This is a genomic window from Halorussus salinisoli (assembly GCA_005239435.1).
Taxonomy (GTDB): domain Archaea; phylum Halobacteriota; class Halobacteria; order Halobacteriales; family Haladaptataceae; genus Halorussus; species Halorussus salinisoli.
In genome coordinates this window covers 519,803-539,795 of sequence record SZNP01000004.1, presented here as the reverse complement: position 1 = coordinate 539,795, position 19,993 = coordinate 519,803, and the positions used below count along the sequence as shown (strand labels likewise).

Genomic DNA, 19,993 nt, shown 5'->3' with positions numbered 1-19,993 from the left:
CACTCGAATAGGGTCACCTCCTACGGAAATCGTCAGTCCGTGTGTTTTCATATAAAAATCTGCTGTTCACAGCGATGTTATTTCCTCTTCCGTCCCATCCCCGGACGTGCTAATCGAATAAGATTATAAGCAGTGCCACCCATTGATGGAGTGGATATCGATACTTGTGGTGGATCGAAAGCAACCACCGACGCAGCTCATTGCGTTGGTTCAGCGGCGGTACGACTTTTTGGCGGTCCTCGACACCGACACGTACGACAAACGTTCGTTGGAGGAGAAGCTCGATGTCTCGCGGTCGACTGTCGATCGGGCACTCCGTGATCTTGAATCCGCAGCACTCGCCCACCGTACCCCGGACGGCTATCGCACGACGCTGTATGGCGGGACACTCCTTGCCATTTACAACTTGGTTTTAGATTACGTTGGGCAGGTCCAGCGCGCAGAGGTCCTCCTTCCTGAACTCCCACGTGACATCGATTTCAGTGTCAGCCTTCTAATCGATGCCGAGATTCTCGTTGCAGAAGAGCCGGCACTCCATGCTCCCACGTCGCGGATTGCCGACCTCATCGACGCAGCCTCGGAGGTGCGAGGTCTCGCGTATGCCCATACGTCGCCGGATGCGCTGGAACTCTTCCAACAGCAAATCGTCTCTGAGGGGATGCCCACCGAAATAGTGTTCAGAGAGAGAATGTACCAGAATTTTCGAGCAACCGCTCCAGACATCCTCGAATCACTGATGGACGCCGACTGCTATACGGCATACGTGACTCCCGACGTCCCGTTCGGACTCTTTCTACCGACTATCGACGGGAGCGAGCACGTCTGTCTCGTAGTCTACGATAATAATAAAAATGTCAGGGGAATCATCGTGAACGACACCGCTGAGGCAGTCGCATGGGGGACCCGCCTTTTCGAGCGCTATCGAACTCAGGCACAACAGATTACGGATGGGCCTGAAGCCAGAACACAGTAGTACCAGACGACACGGGCCGCCTATCTCGTCGGACCGCAAATAGTATCCGAGGACGTGTCGAGACCATGCAGCAAGGGAACTCCTAGATGTGTTCGTACTCGGATGTCGTGGCCGCGTGGAGGCGGCGATTGATGTCTTCGATGGTCCGACCAGTCAAATCACGCGTTGCGACACGTCCGTGAACGAGGTCCAGCAGGTTCAATTCCTGTAGTAACTTCCGGGCATCCTCCCGGTCGAGGTTGAGTTGTTGCTGAGCCTCGTAGAGTGTTTGAGCGTTCTGGGCCGTCGTCCGAATGTCGTCAAGCGTGAGATGGTCCGAGAGGTCGATTTCATCGACTATGTCGGTATCAATAGCGTCGTTTTTGTCTTGCGATAGCTCCGCATCTCTGTCCTCATCTGTCGATGTTTGCGTTTCCCGGGTCGATGCGTTTTCGGTTTCCCCCGTCGTTGTTGACGCATCCTCGGTACCCGTCGCTGATTCTACCGCCGTAGCTCCAGCAGTGGAGTTTGGAATGTCCGTCGGACGCTCACCCTGGGATTCTAATTCAGCGTCTTCGTCGCTAGTCCCACTGTGACCGTCCGTTGATACCGGGACGTCGTTGACCGTCTGTGGAGTCGATGGTAGAGACGTAGATGCGCCGGTCGATTCGAGTGTCTTCGGGGATTTTTCATCACGAGATTCAGATACGGTTTCGGGATTTGTCTCGCGCAACGTCTCCGCTGTCTGTGACCCGGTATTTGATGCAGGTTCGTGAATATCGTGTTTGATCATGTACCGACGCACCGTCTGTGGCGTGACGTCGACGTCGAGCGCGTCGGTCATTTCGCTAAATGTATCGTGGGCTTCGTAGACCTCCCGCAGTTGGTCACGATCTCGATAGGCCGGCACCTCCGTTTGTCTGTCAGTTGTTGATTCCGAACCGGACGTGTCTGGTTCGGTTTTCGGCTGATTGTCAGATTGCGCAGTCGACGGGACTCCATCTGATCGTGACCGGTCTCTATTTTCCGATCGAGAATCGGCCAGTTCCGTGTCCGATTCGGAGTTTAAAGAACATATATGGAACTTTACTTGTAGTGAGCCGCAGTCGGTCAACTGAACGTCCTCTACAGTAATATTCTGCTGTTCAGATTTCCCACAATTTTCCAGTAGTGGAATTTGCCCTTCGAGTTTTACAGCCAAAGTATTTGAGGATGTTAAGTCCTGATTTATGGGTGTTAAGGACGTAATCTCGAACCCCGTTTCGTTTGTTCCATAAGTTTCGACCGTTTCAAGGACATCCGCAAGACCCTGAAAGACGTTGCTGACCCCCCTCATACTGAACAGGATAGGAACCTAATCCGTAAAAAGATAGCAGATTGTTAGGACTGTATTCGGCCAGAAAACACTAATCCGTCGATATCTACAATCGCCAACGTAGCGTTATTCCATCGTAATTGCCATTACAGATGTCCAGAGAAAGCTACTCGATTCATTCGTTAGGAAATACTGGCGTTCTGTTGCGCAATACCCACTATGCATACGATTAATCGAGATTAGGAACACCGAATGCGGCGAGGCGACTGTCCGAAAAGAGGTTACGGGCAATTCGTCTATCGATCCGATCTACGGTGATGTTCTTTCCGTCCTGAACGAGCGTCAGTCGAAAGCCACACTGGCGTAGTCCTACTCGGAGTCGCCGGCGTCTGTCCGACCTGCCACGGTCGAATCGACGGTACGATACATTACTCCGAGAAACTCGGCGGCTATCTGTACAAGGCCCCGTGTAAAAACTGTGGGAATCCGTTTATGACAGCTGTTGGTGGCTGTATCGCCACTCATCCACGAGTTGTCCAGTTCTTCGCTGGCCGTGGGAGAGACCTTCGACGAACACCGCCCTAGAAGTTCGAATTCCGCCAATTTGGAGCCGAAACTATCGTCTCCGAAGACCCACTTCGATTCCGGGTCGACCTCGATGACGGCTCTCTTTCCGCGACCGTAAACCAGGATGGCCCGATACGGTCGTTCGACACGGAATAGTCAATTTCGGCTACGTCCTTCGCGGCCGCGATCTGGTGATGCCTTCCGTGTCAGTCGAGACGAACACGCACGTACCGCTATCTAGTCGAACCGGGGAAAAAGTGATAGGCGAGGACGACGTAATAGACGCGGACACGGGGAGGACGCTAAGACGGCAGAGAACTCATCGGTTACTCGATTCGTTGGACGCCAGCGACTGGACGATACCGTCCTCGGACAACGAGTTCGGTCGGTGGCCGACCTGGATGGTATCGTCGTCCCCGACCGAGATATCGAACAGCGCCCGCAGGAGCAGGTACGCGGCACCAGCTCCCCACGCCTGGGGATTGCAGGCTGCCGGGTACTCCTGCGGGCGGACCGCGTCGGTGAACCCGCAGAATAGTTCCGGCAACCGGTTCTGCTCGAAACGGGTGCTCGCGTCAAGGACGTCCAGTGCCACCGACTCGGCGGCGTCGTGGAACCCGTACTGCGTTAGTCCGAGAGCAATCAGCGAGACGTCGTGGGGCCAGATACTCCCGGCGTGGTAGGAGACCGGACTGTACCCGCCGTCGTCGGAACTCATCGTTCGGATGCCCCAGCCCGCGTTCAACGCCGGCCCCAGAAGCCGGTCGGCGACGTCCGGCGCCCGGTGTTCGGGTATCACGTCCGACCAGAGACAGTGACCGACGTTCGACGTAAGCGAGTCGACGAGTCTACCGTCGTCGTCCACGGCCGTGGCGTAGTACCGCCGGTCCGACAACCAGAACCGTTCGTCGAAGCGCTCGGCGAGCGTCTCGGCGCGCTCCCGGTAGGTTCGGGCGCGGTCCGGTGACCCGCAGTCCCCGAGGAGACGGGCGACGCGTCGGTACGCGTCGTAGACGTACCCCTGGACTTCGGCGGTCGCGAGCGGGGCTTCTGCGTACTCGCCGTCCGCGAACTGGATGCTCGCCTCCGTGTCCCGCCAGCCCTTGTGATGGAGACCGTGTTCCGGACTCGCCGTGTAGTAGAGGAACGGGTCGTCACCGATTCGGTCGACGGCCGTGTCGACCCAGTCCACTGCCGCTTCGGCGTTCGGCCAGAGGTCCGCCAGTATCTCCTCGTCGCCGGTCCAGCGGACCGTCTCTTCGAGCAGTACGAGCCAGAGCAACGTCGCGTCGATGGTCCCGTAGTACGGTGTGTGTGGGACGAGTCCCTTCGCCGCGAGTTCGCCGTGTCGGTGTTCGTGCGGAATCTTTCCAGGGGCCTCTTCGCGCCGGTCGTCGTACTCGGTCCCCTGCTGGGCGGCGAGGTATCGAAGCGTCCCCTCGGCCACTTCGGGGACGAACGGCAGTAGTTGATAGGCTGCGACGAGCGAGTCGCGGCCGAAGACCGTCGCGAACCACGGGACGCCCGCCAGCGGGACCGGACCGTGGTCCGTCAGAGTCGTCAGGGCCCGGATATCGGCGGCGGCCTGTTCGAAGGTCCGGTCGTAGCTGTCACGGCCGGTCGCCGGGACGGGAATCTCCGGGAGTGCGTCCGAATCCGAACCCCCGCCGGCCGAGGACGGGTCGACCGTCACTTCGACGGACCAGTCGGTCTGCGAACCGAGGTCGACGGTGAACCTAGCCTCCCCGTCGGTCAGTGCGTCGGGTTCCGTGTCGAACGTCACCGTCGTTTCCGCGGTTCGTCGTCCGGTTGGAGTGTCGTACTCGTAGCCGTATCGCACGTGGTCTGCAGCGACAGTCGACTCGGCGGTCCGGTCGATTCCCGATTTGAAGCCCCGGACCTCGAAGAGATCGGCGAAGTCGGCGTAGAACGCGACGCGGAGCGTGAGTTCACGGTCGGCCGCGGCGTGATTGTACATCTGTACACGTTCGGTGAGCCCTTCGCCTTCGGAGAGGGACTGTTCGCGAGCGAGTACGACGTCCGTGTGCTTCTGGGCCGCGGACTCGGAGAGTCGATTCACCGACGACGACACGTCCGCGAAGTAGAGCGTCCGCTCCGAGGGAGTTCGGAGTTCTGCTCCGACGTTCGACAGCGAGACGTTGTCGACCGTCACGTCGAACGCCGACAGATGGCGGGTGTCGCGGTGGTAGAGCCCACCCGATTCGTCGATAGCCCCCGTATCGGTGCTCACGAGGAAGGTGTAGCCGTCGATGAGTACCTCTCTCGACTCAGTCATGCCTTCGTCGTATCCGAGACCGGTTCTGCCGTCTGTTTGGCATCTGCATAGACCGAACCTGTCGACCGCTCCGACGACGGGTACGGGGCAGTGTCATAGATTGTCTACCATGGTTACTCACAAAGCCTTTTGGGCATCACCACTACGGAGAGTAGTTGCTAGCGAAGAACATTAGTTCGAGGTGACCGATATCTACGTATGGTCAGCATCGGGGGAACTGCCGGTTTACAGCACGTCACCAACGTCAGCGATGCCAGCGACGCCCGCGGCCGAACTGCCAGCCGACAACTTCTCGTTCTCGCCGGGAAAACGCCACACCGGACACAGTGAAATGAGCGAAATCGAACTCGTCGACCAGTTGCAGAACATCGGACTGACCGAGTATCAGTCGCGGGCGTACGTCGCAGCCGTCAGCCTCGGAACCGCGACGCCGGGCGAACTCGCCGACGAGTCCGGAGTACCCCAGGCCCGCATCTACGACGTAATCGAGGACCTGACCGAGCGGGGGTTCGTCGAGGAACAGATTCGGGACGGCACGAAGGTCGTCTCTGCGCCGGAACCTGGGGTGGTCCTCGAGGAGTTCAAAAACCGGCACGTCGACGAGTTCAACGCGACGGTCCAGTCGGCGGCCGCTGACCTCTCGCGGATGTACCAGCGCGAGACGAACACCGATGGGTTCGTCTCGATGGTGAGTTTGGAGAAGTCCGCCCGGCGCCACATCCGCCGCGCCATCGACGACGCCGACTGGTGGTTGGCCCTCTCGCTCCCGCGAGCGACCTACGACTCGGTCGCAGACGAAGTGGAAGCCGCCATCGACCGAGGCGTCACCGTCCGACTCGTAGTTCACGACGACACCGCCCCGGCCGAGGAACTGGACGACTCGTTTCCGGCCGACGTCCACGTTCGCCGCCGGTCCATCGCGGACACGCTGGCCGTCGCCGACCGTAGTTACGGGGTCTTCAGCAGCGAGTTGCCACACGCCGACTCCTCGCCCTACATCGTAACTCAGGAGGCGAACCTCGTCTTCCTGTTCCAGAACTACTTCCAGCAGTTCTGGTCGACCTCGGAGGTCGTTCAAACGGGCGACGCGTTCCCCCGGTGGTATCTCGACCCGTGGCGAGTGATAACGGACCTCGGCAGTGAACTCGAGGAGACGGCGTTCACGGCCCACGTCGTCGGGTATCGGTCAGCCGAGAGTCGTGACGGTGAGTGGACGGGTGAGGTGATTGGCTCGGAACTGGCCGGTCCCGTCGAGGCCGACTTCACCAGTGCGCTTCCCGTCCGGGCGACGCTTCGCATCGATACCGGTGACGAGATACTCGCAGTCGGCGGGTGGAAGGCTGCCGTCGAAGACGTCGCAGCGTCGGCCATCCGTCTCGAACGAACTGCGTAATCGCCGTACGGAAGGGGCCGTTTTCGAAGGGAGTGGCGGCGACGATGGCCAACCGGACCGCAGAAACATCCGACAACTACTCTTGGTGGTTGCTCCATTAGCTATAAACACAACTTCGTCGAATGGTACCTCATGTCACAGTACGCGGTCCCTCCCGTCATCGACACGGGGGAGCTGTCGACGCTCATGGAGCCGCCAGCCACGGGAGAGGGACACTGGGCGGGAGCACCCTGTGTCCACGTTCACGACGGCGAGACGTACCTGGCCGTCCGTGAACGCGACCCCGAACGGCGGGGCCGCGTTCGGATCTATCGACGCCGCGACGACGAGTTCGAACCAGTAACGGAGATAGACGCGGGCGACGTGGACGCGGTCAGCATCGAACGAGTGAGCCTCGTCACCGATCCGGTGACCGAGCGCCTGAAGCTGTATCTTCCGATCGACAGGGCTCGGAACAGCTGGCGAATCGTGAAGCTCGACGACGTCGATCGGCCAGAGGAGTTCGACCCGACCACGGCACGAACTGTGCTGGGGCCCCGCGCCGGAACGACGGACAGCGGGACGGTCAAGGATCCCTACGTGGTGACCGTCGGAGGTCGGTACTACATGTTCTACGCCGGTTCGGTCGGAGGGACGGCGCGCGCCCACCTCGCGACCAGCCTCGACGGCGAGACCTGGACGCAACGGTCGGAACCAGTCCTCGACAGCCAGTACTGGCACGACGAGCGGACGCGTATCTCCTGTGTCCTCCCCGCGCCGGACGCCCCTGTCTGGCTCGTGTTCTACGACGGGTCGGGGACGAGCGACTACGGGAGTACGTGGAACCTCCGGACCGGCGTCGGGGTTTCGCCGGATCTAGAGTCGGTCACCGACGTCTCTCGGGACGGTCCCCTGTACGCGGCACCGACCGCCGACTATCCCGTCGGACCGACGGAGTTCGCCGCCTGCCGATACATGGACGTGTTGGTACACGACGACGAGGCGGAGGTCTTCTTCGAGATGGCGCGCGAGGACGGGTCCTTCGCGCTGCAATACGGGCGGGTGACGTGGCCGTGACCGACGACGCACCTTCGGAGGAGGACGAACGCGACGCCCGACCGCGACTCGTCGAGTACTGTCTGGCCAACGTGACTCCATCGCAACGAGCACGACTCGACGACGCCGACGTGCGGACGCGGTCGGTCGGGTGTCTCGACCGGTGTGGGACGTGTCATCGGAGTCAATTCCTCGTTCTGGACGGCACCGTCGTGGTCGACGATGAACGCGTCCGCCGACTCGCCGGGGAGTGACCGATGAACGTACTGCTGGTCTCCGTCGACAGTCTGCGCTGGGACTTCCTCTCGGCCTATCGCGAACGGCCTCTCGGATACGACTACGAGGTGGAGACGCCGAACTTCGACCGGTTCGCCGAGCGAGCGACCACGTTCGACCGTCACTACGCTGGAAGCCTCTTCTGCATGCCCGCCCGTCGGGAGTGGTTGACCGGCGTCCGGGAGTTCCTTTGGCGGACGTGGGGTCCCGTGGAGCCGTTCGACGAGACCCTTCCGCGACTCGCACGGAGCGCGGGGACTCCCGCGGCGCTCGTCACCGACCACTACCACTACTTCCAGCACGGGAGTCACGGCTACTACGAAGACTTCAGCGGCTTCGAGTTCGTCCGCGGCCACGAGTACGACGCGTGGCGGACCGCACCGCGGGAGATCGACCCGGAGTTCGCCGCCCAACTTGGCGCGTCGGACCCCGAGTCCCAGCGGTTCACGAACCGGGCCCAGTACGCCCGCAACGTGGCCTCGCTCACCCCCGAGCGCGAGTCGGAGTTCTTCGCACCGCGGGTTTTTGCGCGCGCCATAGAATGGCTTAGAGCGAACGAGGTCTGGGACGAGTGGTTCTGCTACGTCGATAGCTTCGACGTCCACGAACCGTTCCACTGTCCGGAACCGTACGCCTCGATGTACACCGACGAGGACCCGACCGACCCCGAGATGCCGGTGTGGCCCCGGTGGGGACGTATCGACGAGGGCCAGAGCGAACTTTCCGCCGACCAACTGGCGTTCGTCAAGGCCCAGTTCGCGGGCAAGGTAACGATGGTCGACCGCTGGTTCGGCCGGTTGCTCGACCGTCTGGATCGGCGCGAACTGTGGGACGACACGCTCGTCGTCGTCACGTCGGACCACGGGTTCTCGCTCGGTGACCACGGGTGGCTCGGTAAGATCGACGGTCCGTTGTACGACACCCTCGCGCGGACGCCGCTGCTCGTTTGGCATCCGGACCACTCGGACGACGTCGAGCGCGTCGAAGCGCTGACGAGCGCGGTCGACCTGCACCCGACGCTCGCTACTGCCGTCGGGGACGTCGAAGACCACGGACCGCACGGTCGAAACCTACTCCCGTTGTTGCGCGAGGACGCGGAAGAGATCCGGAAGTGGGCGCTCTACGGTATCTGGGGGTCGGACGTCAACGTCACCGACGGGGAGCACACGTACCATCGTCGGTGCGACGAGGACGTCCCGACCTACCAGCACTCGACGACAATGCTCGATCCGTACGGGGTGTTCCAGCCGCCGGAACCCGCGACGGACGCGGAGGCCGGAACCTACCTCCCGTACACGGACACTCCCGTCTGGCGACATGAGGGGATGTCCAACAGCCGACAGGACGGGTCACTACTGTTCGACGTCTCGGCCGACGAGCGACAGCGCGACGATCTGGTCGGCTTGGAACCGGACCTCGAACGAGAGATGCAGGAGTTACTCGTCGAAGCGTTGGACGCGCTGGACGCTCCCGAACGCGAATACGAGCGCGTGGGGCTCGATACGTCGTGAGCGCCAGGGGTTCGGCGACGTGAATCTCGGCCAACGAGAGTCGGCGGCGACAGGGTTCCCCTGGTTACGTGGTCGATGAACAACTATCCCGCGTAGTTGTTGTGGCCCAAGAATATATTATGGTCGATAGTGAAGTATCGCTCGTGGGTATGTGGGGAAGTACCAAATCGTCACTGACCCGGCGAGACGTCATCAAGAGTGGGGCGGCGGCGGCAACGCTGGCGGGGCTATCAGGACACACAGCGGCACAGGCGAACAGCATTCGATACTGGAACATACACAACTCCAGCGAACGTCGGTCGGCGATAGAACCGACGATTCAGAGCTTTCAGGACAGCGAAGGCATCCAGGTGAACGCCCAGTTCATCGACAACGACGACATCGAACAGCAGATATCGAGCGCCATCGCGTCGAACCGTCTGCCGGACGTCGCACTGCTCGCGGTCCAGACGGTCCAGCGACTCGGCAACGACGGTGCGCTCTCGACCGAAAGTGCGACGCAGGTGGTCCAGAACCTCGGCGAGGACGACTTCCGCGACGCCACGCTCCAGTTCATGAGTAATCCCGAAGGCGGCTACTACGGGGTTCCGTCGACGTCGTGGGTCCAGGGAATCTGGTACCGGAAGAGCGCCTTCGAAGAGCAAGGTCTCGACGAACCGCTCACGTGGGACGCCATCCTCGAGGCCGCGGAGACGTTCCACGACCCGGACAACGACCAGTACGGTATCGGCTTCGGCAACAGGAAGACGGCGTACGCCCGTCAGTGTTTCACGCAGTTCGCGCGGGCGAACGGGGCGCTCGTACTCAACGCCGACAAGGAGGTCGTGTTCGACCAACCCGAGATGGTCGAGTCGCTCCAGTACGTCCAAGACCTCGGCCAGTACACGCCCGGTGCCGTCTCCTTCGACGACACCCGGCAACTGTACGAGAACGAGCAGATCCACATGACGATGTGGTCGACCAACATCCTCCGGCACATCCTGAACAACGCCAGCGAGGAGATGGCTCAGGACACGGGGTTCGGCTCGTACACGGAGAACACCCGGAGAACCACGTACGGGCAGGTGCTCGGACACACGATATTCGACAAGAACCAGGCCAAGCGGCAGGCGGCCCAGCGGATGGTCAACCACATGACCTCGGGCGACGCCTACATCGCCTGGGCGCACTCCGCACCCGGCGGAATGATACCCGCCCGCACCTCCGTCACGGAGACGGAGGCATACAGGGACAACGAGATCCTCTCGGCGTGGAGCGACACCATCAGCCAGTTCACCGACGCGATGGACAACATGGAGCGGTTCGACCTCGTCGAAGGGACACTGATTCCGGAGTTCGGCAACATCATCAGCCAGAACCTCGTCTCGGAGGCGGTCAATCGCGTCGTCATCCAGGGCGACGACCCCCAGACGGTCGCGAACGAGCAAGCCCAGCGCATGCGCGAGGTGTTGTAGACAGATGTCGGTACGGGGCTACATTCGGTCGTTCGTAGCCCCCGACGACGGACGAGAGGCGGTCGACCGACGCCAGTGGCTACTCGGTTACGGTCTCGTGTTACCGGCCATCGTACTCATCGGGGCCGTCATCATCTACCCGCTGTTCTACAACGTGTACCTGAGCTTCACGGAGGTACCGTTGAATCCGGACCTGTCGCCGGAGTGGGTCGGATTCAGCAACTACGAGCAACTGCTCACGAGCCGGCAGTTCTGGCGCGCCACCGTCAACACCGTCGTCTTCACGGTGGGAAGTAGCGTCCTCTCGACGGTCGCTGGACTCGGCACCGCGCTCCTGTTCAATCACGCGTTCAGGGGCCGTCGGCTGGCTCGTGGACTAGTGCTGCTACCCCACGTGACGCCGATCATCGCCGTCGCGTTCGCCTGGCAGTTCATGTTGAGTCCCCTCTGGGGTTCGGTCCCCTACATCCTCGAGAGCCTCGGGGTGTATCAGGGCAACGTGGGGCTTCTGGAGACGCGGGAGTTCGCGCTGCCGATGGCCGTCCTGTTCGATACGTGGCGCAACTTCCCGTTCGCGTTCCTGCTGATAATCGCCCGCCTACAGGCGATTCCAGCGTCGATGTACGAGGCGGCCCGTCTCGACGGTGCCGGCCCGCTGGCTCGCTTCAAGGACATCACCCTGCCGGAACTCCGAGGCGTCATCGCCATCGCGATGCTCCTGCGATTCGTCTGGGAGTTCAACGCCTTCGAGCCGGTGTGGCTCCTCACGCGAAACCTCCTGACCCTACCGATCTTCGCCTACCAGTCGGCGTTCGCTAACTTCGAGATGGGGCTGGGGGCCGCGATAGCGCTGTTGCTGTTCGCGTTCCAGATGATCTTGGTCGGACTGTACATCCATTTCATCGGGGAGGAGAAACTATGAGCGTCGTTCGCACCCTCCTCAGCGGGTTCGAACTCGTGTTCCGGGCCGAGCGGGAGTCCGACAGCCTGCTCCACACGGTGGGGTTCTACGTCGCGACGGGGCTGACGCTGCTGTTCGCGCTCTACCCGTTCTACGTCATGCTGCTGACGAGTCTGACGTCGAACGCGGAGCTGTACTCCCAGCCGCCGACGGTCCTCCCGTCGTCCATCACGCTGGCCCACTACGAGACGGTCTTCGGGCCGGGGACTTTCCCGTTGCAGACGTACTTCACGAACAGTCTGGTCGTCGCCCTCGCGACGGCGTTCGTGTCGCTCGTCATCGGCGTCCTCGGGTCGTACAGTTTCACCCGCCTGGAGTATCCGGGGCGCGACCTCATCCGCCGCGGCGTCATCGTCGTCTACATGCTCGCGGCGATCACGCTCGTCGTGCCACTGTTCCAGATGCTCGTGCGGTTCAACCTCGTGAACACCAGACTCAGCCTGCTCATCACGTACACGGTCAAGACGCTCCCGTTGACGCTGTACATGCTCTGGAACTACTTCCAGAGCGTCCCCGTCGAAATCGAAGAGGCCGCGCTGATGGACGGCTACTCCCGGCTCGAAACCATCCTCCGCGTGGTCGTTCCGGTCAGCCTCCCCGTCCTCATCGCCGCGTTCCTGTTCGCGTTCAAGATCGCGTGGAACGAGTACCTCTTCGCCAGCATCTTCCTCGAAACCCAGTCGAAGTACACGCTTCCCATTGGTATCGAGTCGCTGAACAGTACGTTCCAGAACGCGTGGGGCGAGGTGATGGCGGCGTCGATCATCACGACGCTGCCCATCATTGTGATGTTCCTCTACCTCGAAAAGTACATGGTCGAAGGACTCACCGCCGGAGCGGTGGAGGGGTAACATGAGTTCGCTCAACACGGACGACATCGAATCGACCGACGTGACGTCCTCGGAGGCAGCGACCGTCTCGGTTCGGGGACTGGAGAAGCGGTTCGGCGACGTCGTCGCCGTCGAGGAGTTCGACCTCGACGTCGAAGCCGGCGAGCTACTCGTGTTGCTCGGGCCGTCCGGATGCGGAAAGACGACGACGCTGCGCACCATCGCCGGACTCGAATCGCCGAGTTCCGGCGAGATCCGACTCGACGGGGTAGACGTCACGTTCCGGCCACCGCAAGACCGGGACATCGCGATGGTGTTCCAGAACTACGGGCTGTATCCCCACAAGACGGTTCGAGGGAACATGGCGTTCCCGCTTCGGAAGACAGACGTAGACGAGAACGACTGGGACACCCGAATCGAGCGAATCGCGGAGATGCTGGACATCGGGGACCTGCTGGACAAGAAACCCGCGAGCCTGAGCGGCGGACAACGCCAGCGCGTCGCGGTGGGCCGGGCGCTCGTCCGGGAACCGCAGCTGCTGAGCATGGACGAGCCGCTGTCGAACCTCGACGCGAAGCTCCAGGTACGGACCAGGGGCGAAATCCGACGCCTCCAACAGGAGCTCGGTATCACGACGCTGTACGTCACCCACGACCAGGAGGAAGCGATGAGTATCGCCGACCGCATCGCGATCATGAACGACGGACGCCTCGTCCAAGTAGGACCGCCACGGGACGTGTACGAGTCCCCGCGTAACGAGTTCGTCGCCGGATTCCTCGGAGACCCCCCGATGAACTTCCTCGACGTGGTGGCATCCGAACCGGGGTCCACCCTGAGCGGCGACCTCGCGTGCCCCGACCTCTCCATACCGAGGGACGCGGTTCGCGTCGGCGTCCGACCCGAGGACGTCTACGTGATCACCGACAAGGGAAACCCCCGGACCGCCGTGCAGAAGGGTCCGGGCGCTCACGAACCCTCGCTGAGTGCGTCACACACCTTCGAGGTGGAGGTCGTCGAACCGGTCGGACGCGTGACCGAACTCACCGTCACCCGCGCGGAGGAATCGCTCACGGTCCGAGTTCGGGAGTTACCTCCGGACGTCCGTGAAGGCGAACCGGTACGCGTGGCGTTCGACCGGGACCGGCTACACTGGTTCGACGAACGCGGTGAAGCAATCGACTGACCGACACCCATGGTTGAACTCGCGCTCAAAAACGTCACGAAGCGATTCGGAGACGAAACGGCCGTCGAGGACCTATCGTTGCGCGTCGACGGTGAGCTACTGGTTCTGTTGGGCCCGTCCGGCTGCGGAAAGTCCACCACGCTCCGGTGTATCGCGGGCCTCGAATCCGTGACCGAGGGGACGATCCGGCTCGGCGGGCAGACGATAACCGACCGCTCACCCAGCGACCGCTCCATCGCGATGGTGTTCCAGGACTACGCGCTCTATCGGACGATGACCGTCGAGGAGAACATGGCCTACGGCCTCAAGCACTCGACCGACCTGTCGGCAACCGAGCGCCAGCGGAAAGTGCAGGAGATCGCAGACCTGTTCGATATCACCGAGTTACTCGACCGGGGAGTGGACGAGCTCTCCGGGGGACAGAAACAGCGCGTCGCGCTCGGGCGGGCGCTGGTACGCGACCCGGAGGTGTTCCTCCTCGACGAACCGCTGGCAAGTCTCGACGCCAAACTCCGCTCCAGGATGCGCACCGAGTTACAGCAGATCCAAGACGAACTCGGCGTCACTACGATCTACGTCACCCACGACCAGAAGGAAGCGATGACGATGGGCGACCGCGTCGCGATTCTCGACGACGGTCGCCTCCAGCAGGTCGGTCCGCCAAATCAGGTGTACCGTCGCCCGGCGAACCTGTTCGTGGCGAACTTCCTCGGGAGTCCGTCGATGAACACGTTCGAGGTCCGCGTCGCCGTCGACAGAGACGGGACCGTTTGCCGATACGACGGTCGAGACTTCGCTCGACTGCCGTCCGAACAGGTCGACGCGTCCGGCGAGGCGGTTCTCGGCGTCCGTCCCGAAGACGTCGTGTTCCACGCCGACCCGGAGCGGGGAAGCGTCGCAGCCACCGTCGTGGTGAACGAGTTTCAGGGAAGCGACAGCTTCCTCACGCTTTCGATCGGCGACCGACAGTTCACCGTCGTCGTGCCAGCATCGGTACAGTCGAATCCCGGCGACCGGGTCGGCGTGACTGTTCCGCCGGAACACGTCCATCTGTTCGACGCGGAGACCGGCGAAGCGATTCGGTCGCCGAGGGACAGAGCAAAGGACGAACGTCGCGCCCTCTGAGCAGCGACGAACACCAAACTAGAAACCGTCGAGAACGTCTAGTCCACGTAGACGAACATGACCGGCCCCGATGATCCACACGACCTCGACTCGCTCTCCGAGTACGCCACGCGCATCCTGAATTTCTACCACCCGGAGTGTATCGACGAAGAGAACGGCGGGTACGTCGCGCAGTTCGACGAGGAAACGGGAAACGTCTACGACCGAGAGTCGAAACACCTCGTCGCGCAATGCCGATTCGTCGTCAACTACAGCGTCGTAGCAGCGCTCGACGGGCCGGACTGGAGCGCGTCAGCGGCCGAACACGGACTCGAATTCCTCCTCGAATCGCAACGCGACCGCGAGCGCGGGGGATACCACTGGCTGGTCGAGGGGACCACTCCGGTCGACAGCACGCGAGTCTGTTACGGCCACGCCTTCGCACTGCTCGCGTTCGCGCGCGCGTTCGAAGCCGATATCGCTCGCGCAGAGGCCTCCCTCTACGACCTCTACGACCTGATAGACGAGCGATTCTGGGAGTCCGAGCGGGGACTTTGCAAGAGTACGTACGACGCGGAGTGGTCGGAGGTGGAGGCGTACAGGGGACAGAACGCGAACATGCACATGTGCGAGGCCCTGATTGCCGCGTACGAGGCGACCGACGACGTCCGGTTCCGGGACCGCGCCCTGGCCATCGCCGAAGCGCTCGCAGTCGAACTCCCCGAGTCGACCGACGGGCTTATCTGGGAACACTACACTCCAGACTGGAAGCCCGACTTCGAGTACAATCGGGACGACCCAACCCACACGTTCAGACCCTGGGGCTACCAGCCCGGCCACCAGATAGAGTGGGCGAAGTTGCTGGCGGTACTGTCGCGTCACAGCGACGAAGACTGGCTCGTCCCGCGCGCCGAGGAGTTGTTCACGGCCGCGATCGAGTACGGATGGGACGCCGACGACGGCGGCTTTTACTACTCGTTCGACCTCGACCGCGACCCCGTCGTGACCGACAAGTACTCCTGGGAGGTCGCGGAGGCCATCGGCGCGGCCGCCGCACTCTACGACCGGACGGGGAACCCCGAGTACCTCGATTGGTACGACCGATTCTGGACGTACGCGAAGTCACACCTCGTGAATCTGAAGTACGGAAACTGGTACACCAAGGTCACCGAGGAGAACGAACCCGTACCGACGCAGTCCGGCGTTGCGGTCGAACCCGGCTACCATCCTATCGGTGCCTGTCTCGAAGGCGTTCGGTCACTGGAGTGAGGGCGGACATTCCACTCCTTGCAGTAGTGGCGAATACACGAGACGCTCGGGGGATTCGCTCGCAGGCAAGCAAGTCGGTGGACGGATTCCGGCAAGAAACACGACCCACAGGTGGGAGCAGTAGCCCTTCCCAGGCTGTATTTTGGGACACCGGTCTTTGTGTGATCAGAAACATCCGACCCACGACAGAGTTCGCCATATTCTAACATTTAATAATCTAAACGTGGAACAATACTAAGTAGTACAATCTCCTATTTCTAACGGGGATGGGAAAGTGATAACACTCGACAAGGAGTGAACGATTGCCCGTCACCCAGCCAGAACCATGAACCGCAGAAATTTCGTCAAAGCAACCGGCCTCGCAGCGTTCGGATCGGTGACGATCGGAACTGCAAGCGCCACCCCGGACCGAGACAAGTACCGTCCTGGCGGCCCGAAGCTCGGCAGCCAGAAATCGATCAGTCTCGACGCGTTCCACACGAACGAAGAACTTACGACGGAACTCGAGAAGATCGAACGACAGAGTGGCCGTGTCTCGCTCGAGGAGATCGGCCGCTCCGCGGGACGTAACGACCCGATTTGGGAAGTGAAGGTTGGTGACGGTGACACAGAGATTCATCTAGTCACCCAGATTCACGGCGACGAGGCGATCGGGACCGAAGTCGCACTCAAGGTGATCAAGACCCTCGGAACGAGCAACTCCCGGCAGGTCGACCACATCCTCGAGAACCTCTCGTTCACCATCGTCCCGCGGGTCAACCCCGACGGTGCCATGTACCACTACGACTTCGACGGAGACGACGAGGACGAGTGGGTAGGCCGCCGTCAGAACACGCAAGCCTGGACCGGCGAGTCGCGGTATCGACCGTACTATCACTCGACCTACCCTGCCGGGGACCCGGGCTACGACATGAACCGGGACTTCAACGTTCGTCCACCATCGGAGTTCGATCCCCGGACCGAGGACGAAGCGAGCTGGTGGGCAGACGGCCAGTACATGGACATGCCCTACGAGGGACACACGCTGTTCGCGAGCGGGCTCCGACTGGCCCCGGAGGTCCGAGCCGTGACCGAGTCGTTCAACGATGCCGACCCGGACTACGCGATCACCCACCACCACAAAGGTGGAAACCTCTATCCGGGAACCGGCGACGGGAACGAGCCGAAAAAGCAGACGCTCATGAGCGTGATGGCGTCGTACGGCGAGGACTACCTCGACCGTTCACCGTTCTTCCCCGACGGCCACACGCCCGTTTCGGAGGCCGTCAACCCCTTCCTCGACTCCGACACCAGCACGCGCTCGATAAAGCTGAACTCGCTCGTGATCGACGCACTGGCCGAGCGCGGAAACAGCATCTTCGACAGCATCACCCGCTACGGCTACTACCCCCTGTGGGGTTCGTACCTGGACAGCCTGTGCCCCAACCTCGCCAACGACGGCGACAGTGCCGCAGGCATGCTCTACGAGGTGGCCTATCAGACGGACGACCTGGGTCAGAAGGGCATCGGTCGGCAGATGGAACTCACGAAGGTCGGATTCCTCGAGTCGTTCGACGCGCTCGCCGACGACCCCGAACTCCGGGAGTACAGCACTGAGACCTACTTCGATACGCCGCTCTACGGCGAGGAGGTGCAACTTCGATGACGGCGAACAACCGCCGACACTTCCTGAAGACGGCAGGTGTGTCACTCGGTGCTCTCGCGTTGGGCCCGTCGACCACTGGTGCTGATTCGACACAGCGGTTCGTCGTCGACAAACGGGGCCTCCAGACCGAACGGGGGATGGAGGTCGTCCACGACCTGAGTCCGGTAGACCTCCTCGTGGTGAAAGCGAGCGAGGACGCACTGGACGACGCGGGCGTCGCGTACGCGCCTGACGGACGTTACTCGCCCAGACTACCCGACACGGTTTCGAGCCGATCACGCGTCGAGTATCCCCCAGAGGGCGAAACCCTGTTCGAGTACCAGTGGGACAAGCAGGATCAGCGGATTCCGGAGACCCACGAGACGACCCGGGGAGAGGGAACTCGCGTCGCGATTATCGACTCCGGAATCGGAGCCGAACACCCGGACCTGCGACACGCCGTGAACGCCGAGCTTTCGCGGAACTTCACCGAGGACTCCCTGGGCGCACCGGGTCCCTACGGCGGCGCACACGGAACCCACGTCGCTGGAAGTGTCGCGGCGAGCGATCGGACCGATTCGGGCGTCATCGGTTCCGCACCGGGGACGGAACTCGTCGACCTGCGCGTGTTCTCCGAGGTGAGTTCCTCGGGGTTCTCGGCGTGGATGGGTGACGTCTTGGCGGCCATCGTGTACAGTGCCGAGCTCGGTGCAGACGCGGCGAATCTCAGCCTCGGCTGGACGTTCCGCTTCCGGGACGATGGGTGGGGCCAGTTCTGGGGGAAGGCGATGCAGCGGACGACGACCTACGCGAACCGGAACGGAACCGTGCTCACTCACGCGTGTGGGAACTGGGGTGGTACGCTCCAGTTCGACGAAGACCAGCGAGACTCGTCCGAGACTGCCGGCGGTCTGACGGTGAGTGCGACGGGACCGATCGGGTTCGAGTGGGGTGACGAGGGACTCGAGCAGCCGCCGTACGCACCGGCGTTCTACACGAACTACGGCACGAACGCCGTCGACCTCGGGGCACCGGGTGGAAACGCTGATCTCGACGCCATCGGAACGGACGAACCGTGGTACTACGACTACGTGCTGAACACGGTCGCCGTTCCGGAGTTCGACGACGAGACGGGTGAGTACTTGGGCGCTACCTACGGCTACGACTGGTACGCCGGCACTTCGATGGCTGCGCCGCAAGTCGCGGGTGCCGTCGCACTGGTGAAGAGTGCGAAGCCTCGGCTCGACGCGAATCAGGCCAAGAACGCCCTCGAACGCGTTGCCGAGGTGCCCGACGAGTACGAGAGAAAGTACTACGGCTCGGGGTATCTGGACACGTACAGAGCTGTAACGAACTGAGTTCACCCCACGACTCCGGTCGCCCTGTGAACGCTGTTCGAGAAGTGACGTTATGAGGGAAAACGGCGAATGCTAATCGGTCACACATGACCGACCACCAACCAACCGGAACTCGGCGTACCGCCCTCAAAACCATCGGTGCTGGTGCAGCAATGCTTACAGGCGGGGTGGCGATGCCAGTTGCCGCACACAGCGGGAGTTTAGAAGAGGAACTGGAGGAAATTCGGGCGGCGACCGCGAAGTATACCAACCCCGAGATTGCGTACGAGGACGATTGGGCCGCGCTCGACAACTCGACTGACCCACCGACCGAGATCGCGCTCGATGACGTCGTTGCAACTGCGGAGTTCGTCTGTGGCCAGGGCTTCCACCTGTTCAACCTCGAGTTAGTCGGCACCGCCGACCCGACCACGTCGCCGGTACTCGCGTACGGGGTTCACGACGGAACCCTCGTCCTCGGGGCCCTCGATTACGTCGTGCCGAGAGAAGGGGAGTTCGCCACGTCACCACCGAACTTCTTCGAGTACGACGATGGCGCCGAACAGTGGCATCCCGTAGAGTTGCCGTTTGGCGAGGTCTGGGCCTTACACGCCTGGGTTCACTACCCCAATCCGGACGGCGTGTTCGTAGATGGTAATCCGCAGAAGCCGTTCCACAATCATCCCGACTGTGAAATGTGATAACTAATAGATAGTTAGACTGTCCCCGAGATTGTGCCTCCGAGTACGGAAACAGCGTGCTGAATGCAGAACACGCATATCACTCACTGGCTGACCGGTCGCGCCACGTCGCGTTCCTCTTCACACCGTGAACGATCTTCGCGGGGTAACGCGAAGGCGGAGGCCGTCGTTCGGTAGCGTGGGTG

Annotated in this window: 16 protein-coding genes and 1 pseudogene; 15 read left to right on the top strand and 2 right to left on the bottom strand. The window is 61.9% G+C overall.

Translation table 11 applies throughout. The features are described 5' to 3' along the window. Positions 1 to 145: 145 nt before the first annotated feature. Positions 146 to 973 (top strand): helix-turn-helix transcriptional regulator, encoded by an 828-nt coding sequence (locus tag E2484_RS13870; RefSeq protein WP_137285786.1) that lies wholly within the window; start codon positions 146 to 148, stop codon positions 971 to 973. Positions 974 to 1,055: 82 nt separating this feature from the next. Here E2484_RS13870 and E2484_RS13865 read toward each other — a convergent pair whose 3' ends face one another. Next, the gene (locus tag E2484_RS13865) at positions 1,056 to 2,288 is read right to left on the bottom strand and encodes a hypothetical protein (RefSeq protein ID WP_137285785.1); all 1,233 of its coding nucleotides are present in this window, start codon (positions 2,286 to 2,288) and stop codon (positions 1,056 to 1,058) included. A 360-nt stretch (positions 2,289 to 2,648) separates the two neighbouring features. On the opposite strand from E2484_RS13865, the pseudogene E2484_RS26305 reads away from it, so the two are divergent. Beyond that, a pseudogene (locus tag E2484_RS26305) lies at positions 2,649 to 2,852 on the top strand (DUF7351 domain-containing protein); the annotation flags it as partial. 301 nt (positions 2,853 to 3,153) lie between these two features. Here E2484_RS26305 and E2484_RS13860 read toward each other — a convergent pair. Beyond that, on the bottom strand, positions 3,154 to 5,130 hold the full coding sequence (locus E2484_RS13860) for an amylo-alpha-1,6-glucosidase (RefSeq protein ID WP_137285784.1): 1,977 nt from the start codon (positions 5,128 to 5,130) through the stop codon (positions 3,154 to 3,156). Positions 5,131 to 5,461: 331 nt separating this feature from the next. Between E2484_RS13860 and E2484_RS13855 the strand changes: the two genes are divergently transcribed. From E2484_RS13855 to E2484_RS13800, 13 genes are all read left to right on the top strand, one after another. After that, positions 5,462 to 6,523, top strand: coding sequence for a TrmB family transcriptional regulator (locus tag E2484_RS13855; protein ID WP_170977354.1), 1,062 nt, complete (start codon positions 5,462 to 5,464; stop codon positions 6,521 to 6,523). Positions 6,524 to 6,655: 132 nt separating this feature from the next. Then, positions 6,656 to 7,579 (top strand): glycoside hydrolase family protein, encoded by a 924-nt coding sequence (locus E2484_RS25040; RefSeq protein ID WP_170977353.1) that lies wholly within the window; start codon positions 6,656 to 6,658, stop codon positions 7,577 to 7,579. Next, on the top strand, positions 7,576 to 7,812 hold the full coding sequence (locus tag E2484_RS25035) for a DUF1450 domain-containing protein (RefSeq protein WP_170977352.1): 237 nt from the start codon (positions 7,576 to 7,578) through the stop codon (positions 7,810 to 7,812). Before E2484_RS25040 ends, E2484_RS25035 begins: the two co-directional genes overlap by 4 nt. Before the next feature lie 3 nt (positions 7,813 to 7,815). Next, entirely contained in the window at positions 7,816 to 9,345 is a 1,530-nt protein-coding gene (locus E2484_RS13845) for a sulfatase-like hydrolase/transferase (RefSeq protein ID WP_137285781.1), read from the top strand. A gap of 149 nt (positions 9,346 to 9,494) precedes the next feature. Beyond that, entirely contained in the window at positions 9,495 to 10,799 is a 1,305-nt protein-coding gene (locus E2484_RS13840) for an ABC transporter substrate-binding protein (protein ID WP_170977351.1), read from the top strand. A 4-nt stretch (positions 10,800 to 10,803) separates the two neighbouring features. Next, positions 10,804 to 11,721: a carbohydrate ABC transporter permease gene (locus E2484_RS13835; RefSeq protein ID WP_137285779.1), complete on the top strand. Its 918-nt coding sequence runs from the start codon at positions 10,804 to 10,806 to the stop codon at positions 11,719 to 11,721. Then, positions 11,718 to 12,611: a carbohydrate ABC transporter permease gene (locus E2484_RS13830; protein ID WP_321112624.1), complete on the top strand. Its 894-nt coding sequence runs from the start codon at positions 11,718 to 11,720 to the stop codon at positions 12,609 to 12,611. Before E2484_RS13835 ends, E2484_RS13830 begins: the two co-directional genes overlap by 4 nt. A 1-nt stretch (position 12,612) precedes the next feature. Continuing rightward, positions 12,613 to 13,773, top strand: a complete 1,161-nt coding sequence (locus tag E2484_RS13825) for an ABC transporter ATP-binding protein (RefSeq protein ID WP_137285778.1) — start codon at positions 12,613 to 12,615, stop codon at positions 13,771 to 13,773. A gap of 9 nt (positions 13,774 to 13,782) precedes the next feature. Then, on the top strand, positions 13,783 to 14,898 hold the full coding sequence (locus E2484_RS13820; RefSeq protein WP_137285777.1) for an ABC transporter ATP-binding protein: 1,116 nt from the start codon (positions 13,783 to 13,785) through the stop codon (positions 14,896 to 14,898). Between the two features lie 57 nt (positions 14,899 to 14,955). Next, positions 14,956 to 16,146 carry an AGE family epimerase/isomerase gene (locus E2484_RS13815; RefSeq protein ID WP_137285776.1) on the top strand — a complete coding sequence of 397 codons (1,191 nt, stop codon included), beginning with the start codon at positions 14,956 to 14,958 and terminating at the stop codon, positions 16,144 to 16,146. Positions 16,147 to 16,471: 325 nt separating this feature from the next. Then, complete coding sequence (locus tag E2484_RS13810) at positions 16,472 to 17,791, top strand: M14 family zinc carboxypeptidase (protein WP_137285775.1); 1,320 nt, start codon at positions 16,472 to 16,474, stop codon at positions 17,789 to 17,791. Beyond that, the gene (locus E2484_RS13805) at positions 17,788 to 19,128 is read left to right on the top strand and encodes a S8 family peptidase (protein WP_137285774.1); all 1,341 of its coding nucleotides are present in this window, start codon (positions 17,788 to 17,790) and stop codon (positions 19,126 to 19,128) included. The genes E2484_RS13810 and E2484_RS13805 overlap by 4 nt, the downstream gene beginning before the upstream one ends. 173 nt (positions 19,129 to 19,301) lie before the next feature. Then, the gene (locus E2484_RS13800; RefSeq protein WP_137285773.1) at positions 19,302 to 19,808 is read left to right on the top strand and encodes a hypothetical protein; all 507 of its coding nucleotides are present in this window, start codon (positions 19,302 to 19,304) and stop codon (positions 19,806 to 19,808) included. Positions 19,809 to 19,993 lie beyond the last annotated feature (185 nt).

Coding starts and splice junctions, on each gene's coding strand:
- E2484_RS13825 (WP_137285778.1), top strand. CDS start 12,613: ATGAGTTCGCTCAACACGGACGACATCGAATCGACCGACGTGACGTCC.
- E2484_RS13805 (WP_137285774.1), top strand. CDS start 17,788: ATGACGGCGAACAACCGCCGACACTTCCTGAAGACGGCAGGTGTGTCA.
- E2484_RS13865 (WP_137285785.1), bottom strand. CDS start 2,288: ATGAGGGGGGTCAGCAACGTCTTTCAGGGTCTTGCGGATGTCCTTGAA.
- E2484_RS13810 (WP_137285775.1), top strand. CDS start 16,472: ATGAACCGCAGAAATTTCGTCAAAGCAACCGGCCTCGCAGCGTTCGGA.
- E2484_RS25040 (WP_170977353.1), top strand. CDS start 6,656: ATGTCACAGTACGCGGTCCCTCCCGTCATCGACACGGGGGAGCTGTCG.
- E2484_RS13870 (WP_137285786.1), top strand. CDS start 146: ATGGAGTGGATATCGATACTTGTGGTGGATCGAAAGCAACCACCGACG.
- E2484_RS13860 (WP_137285784.1), bottom strand. CDS start 5,130: ATGACTGAGTCGAGAGAGGTACTCATCGACGGCTACACCTTCCTCGTG.
- E2484_RS13855 (WP_170977354.1), top strand. CDS start 5,462: ATGAGCGAAATCGAACTCGTCGACCAGTTGCAGAACATCGGACTGACC.
- E2484_RS13815 (WP_137285776.1), top strand. CDS start 14,956: ATGACCGGCCCCGATGATCCACACGACCTCGACTCGCTCTCCGAGTAC.
- E2484_RS13830 (WP_321112624.1), top strand. CDS start 11,718: ATGAGCGTCGTTCGCACCCTCCTCAGCGGGTTCGAACTCGTGTTCCGG.
- E2484_RS13845 (WP_137285781.1), top strand. CDS start 7,816: ATGAACGTACTGCTGGTCTCCGTCGACAGTCTGCGCTGGGACTTCCTC.
- E2484_RS13835 (WP_137285779.1), top strand. CDS start 10,804: ATGTCGGTACGGGGCTACATTCGGTCGTTCGTAGCCCCCGACGACGGA.
- E2484_RS13840 (WP_170977351.1), top strand. CDS start 9,495: ATGTGGGGAAGTACCAAATCGTCACTGACCCGGCGAGACGTCATCAAG.
- E2484_RS13800 (WP_137285773.1), top strand. CDS start 19,302: ATGCCAGTTGCCGCACACAGCGGGAGTTTAGAAGAGGAACTGGAGGAA.
- E2484_RS13820 (WP_137285777.1), top strand. CDS start 13,783: ATGGTTGAACTCGCGCTCAAAAACGTCACGAAGCGATTCGGAGACGAA.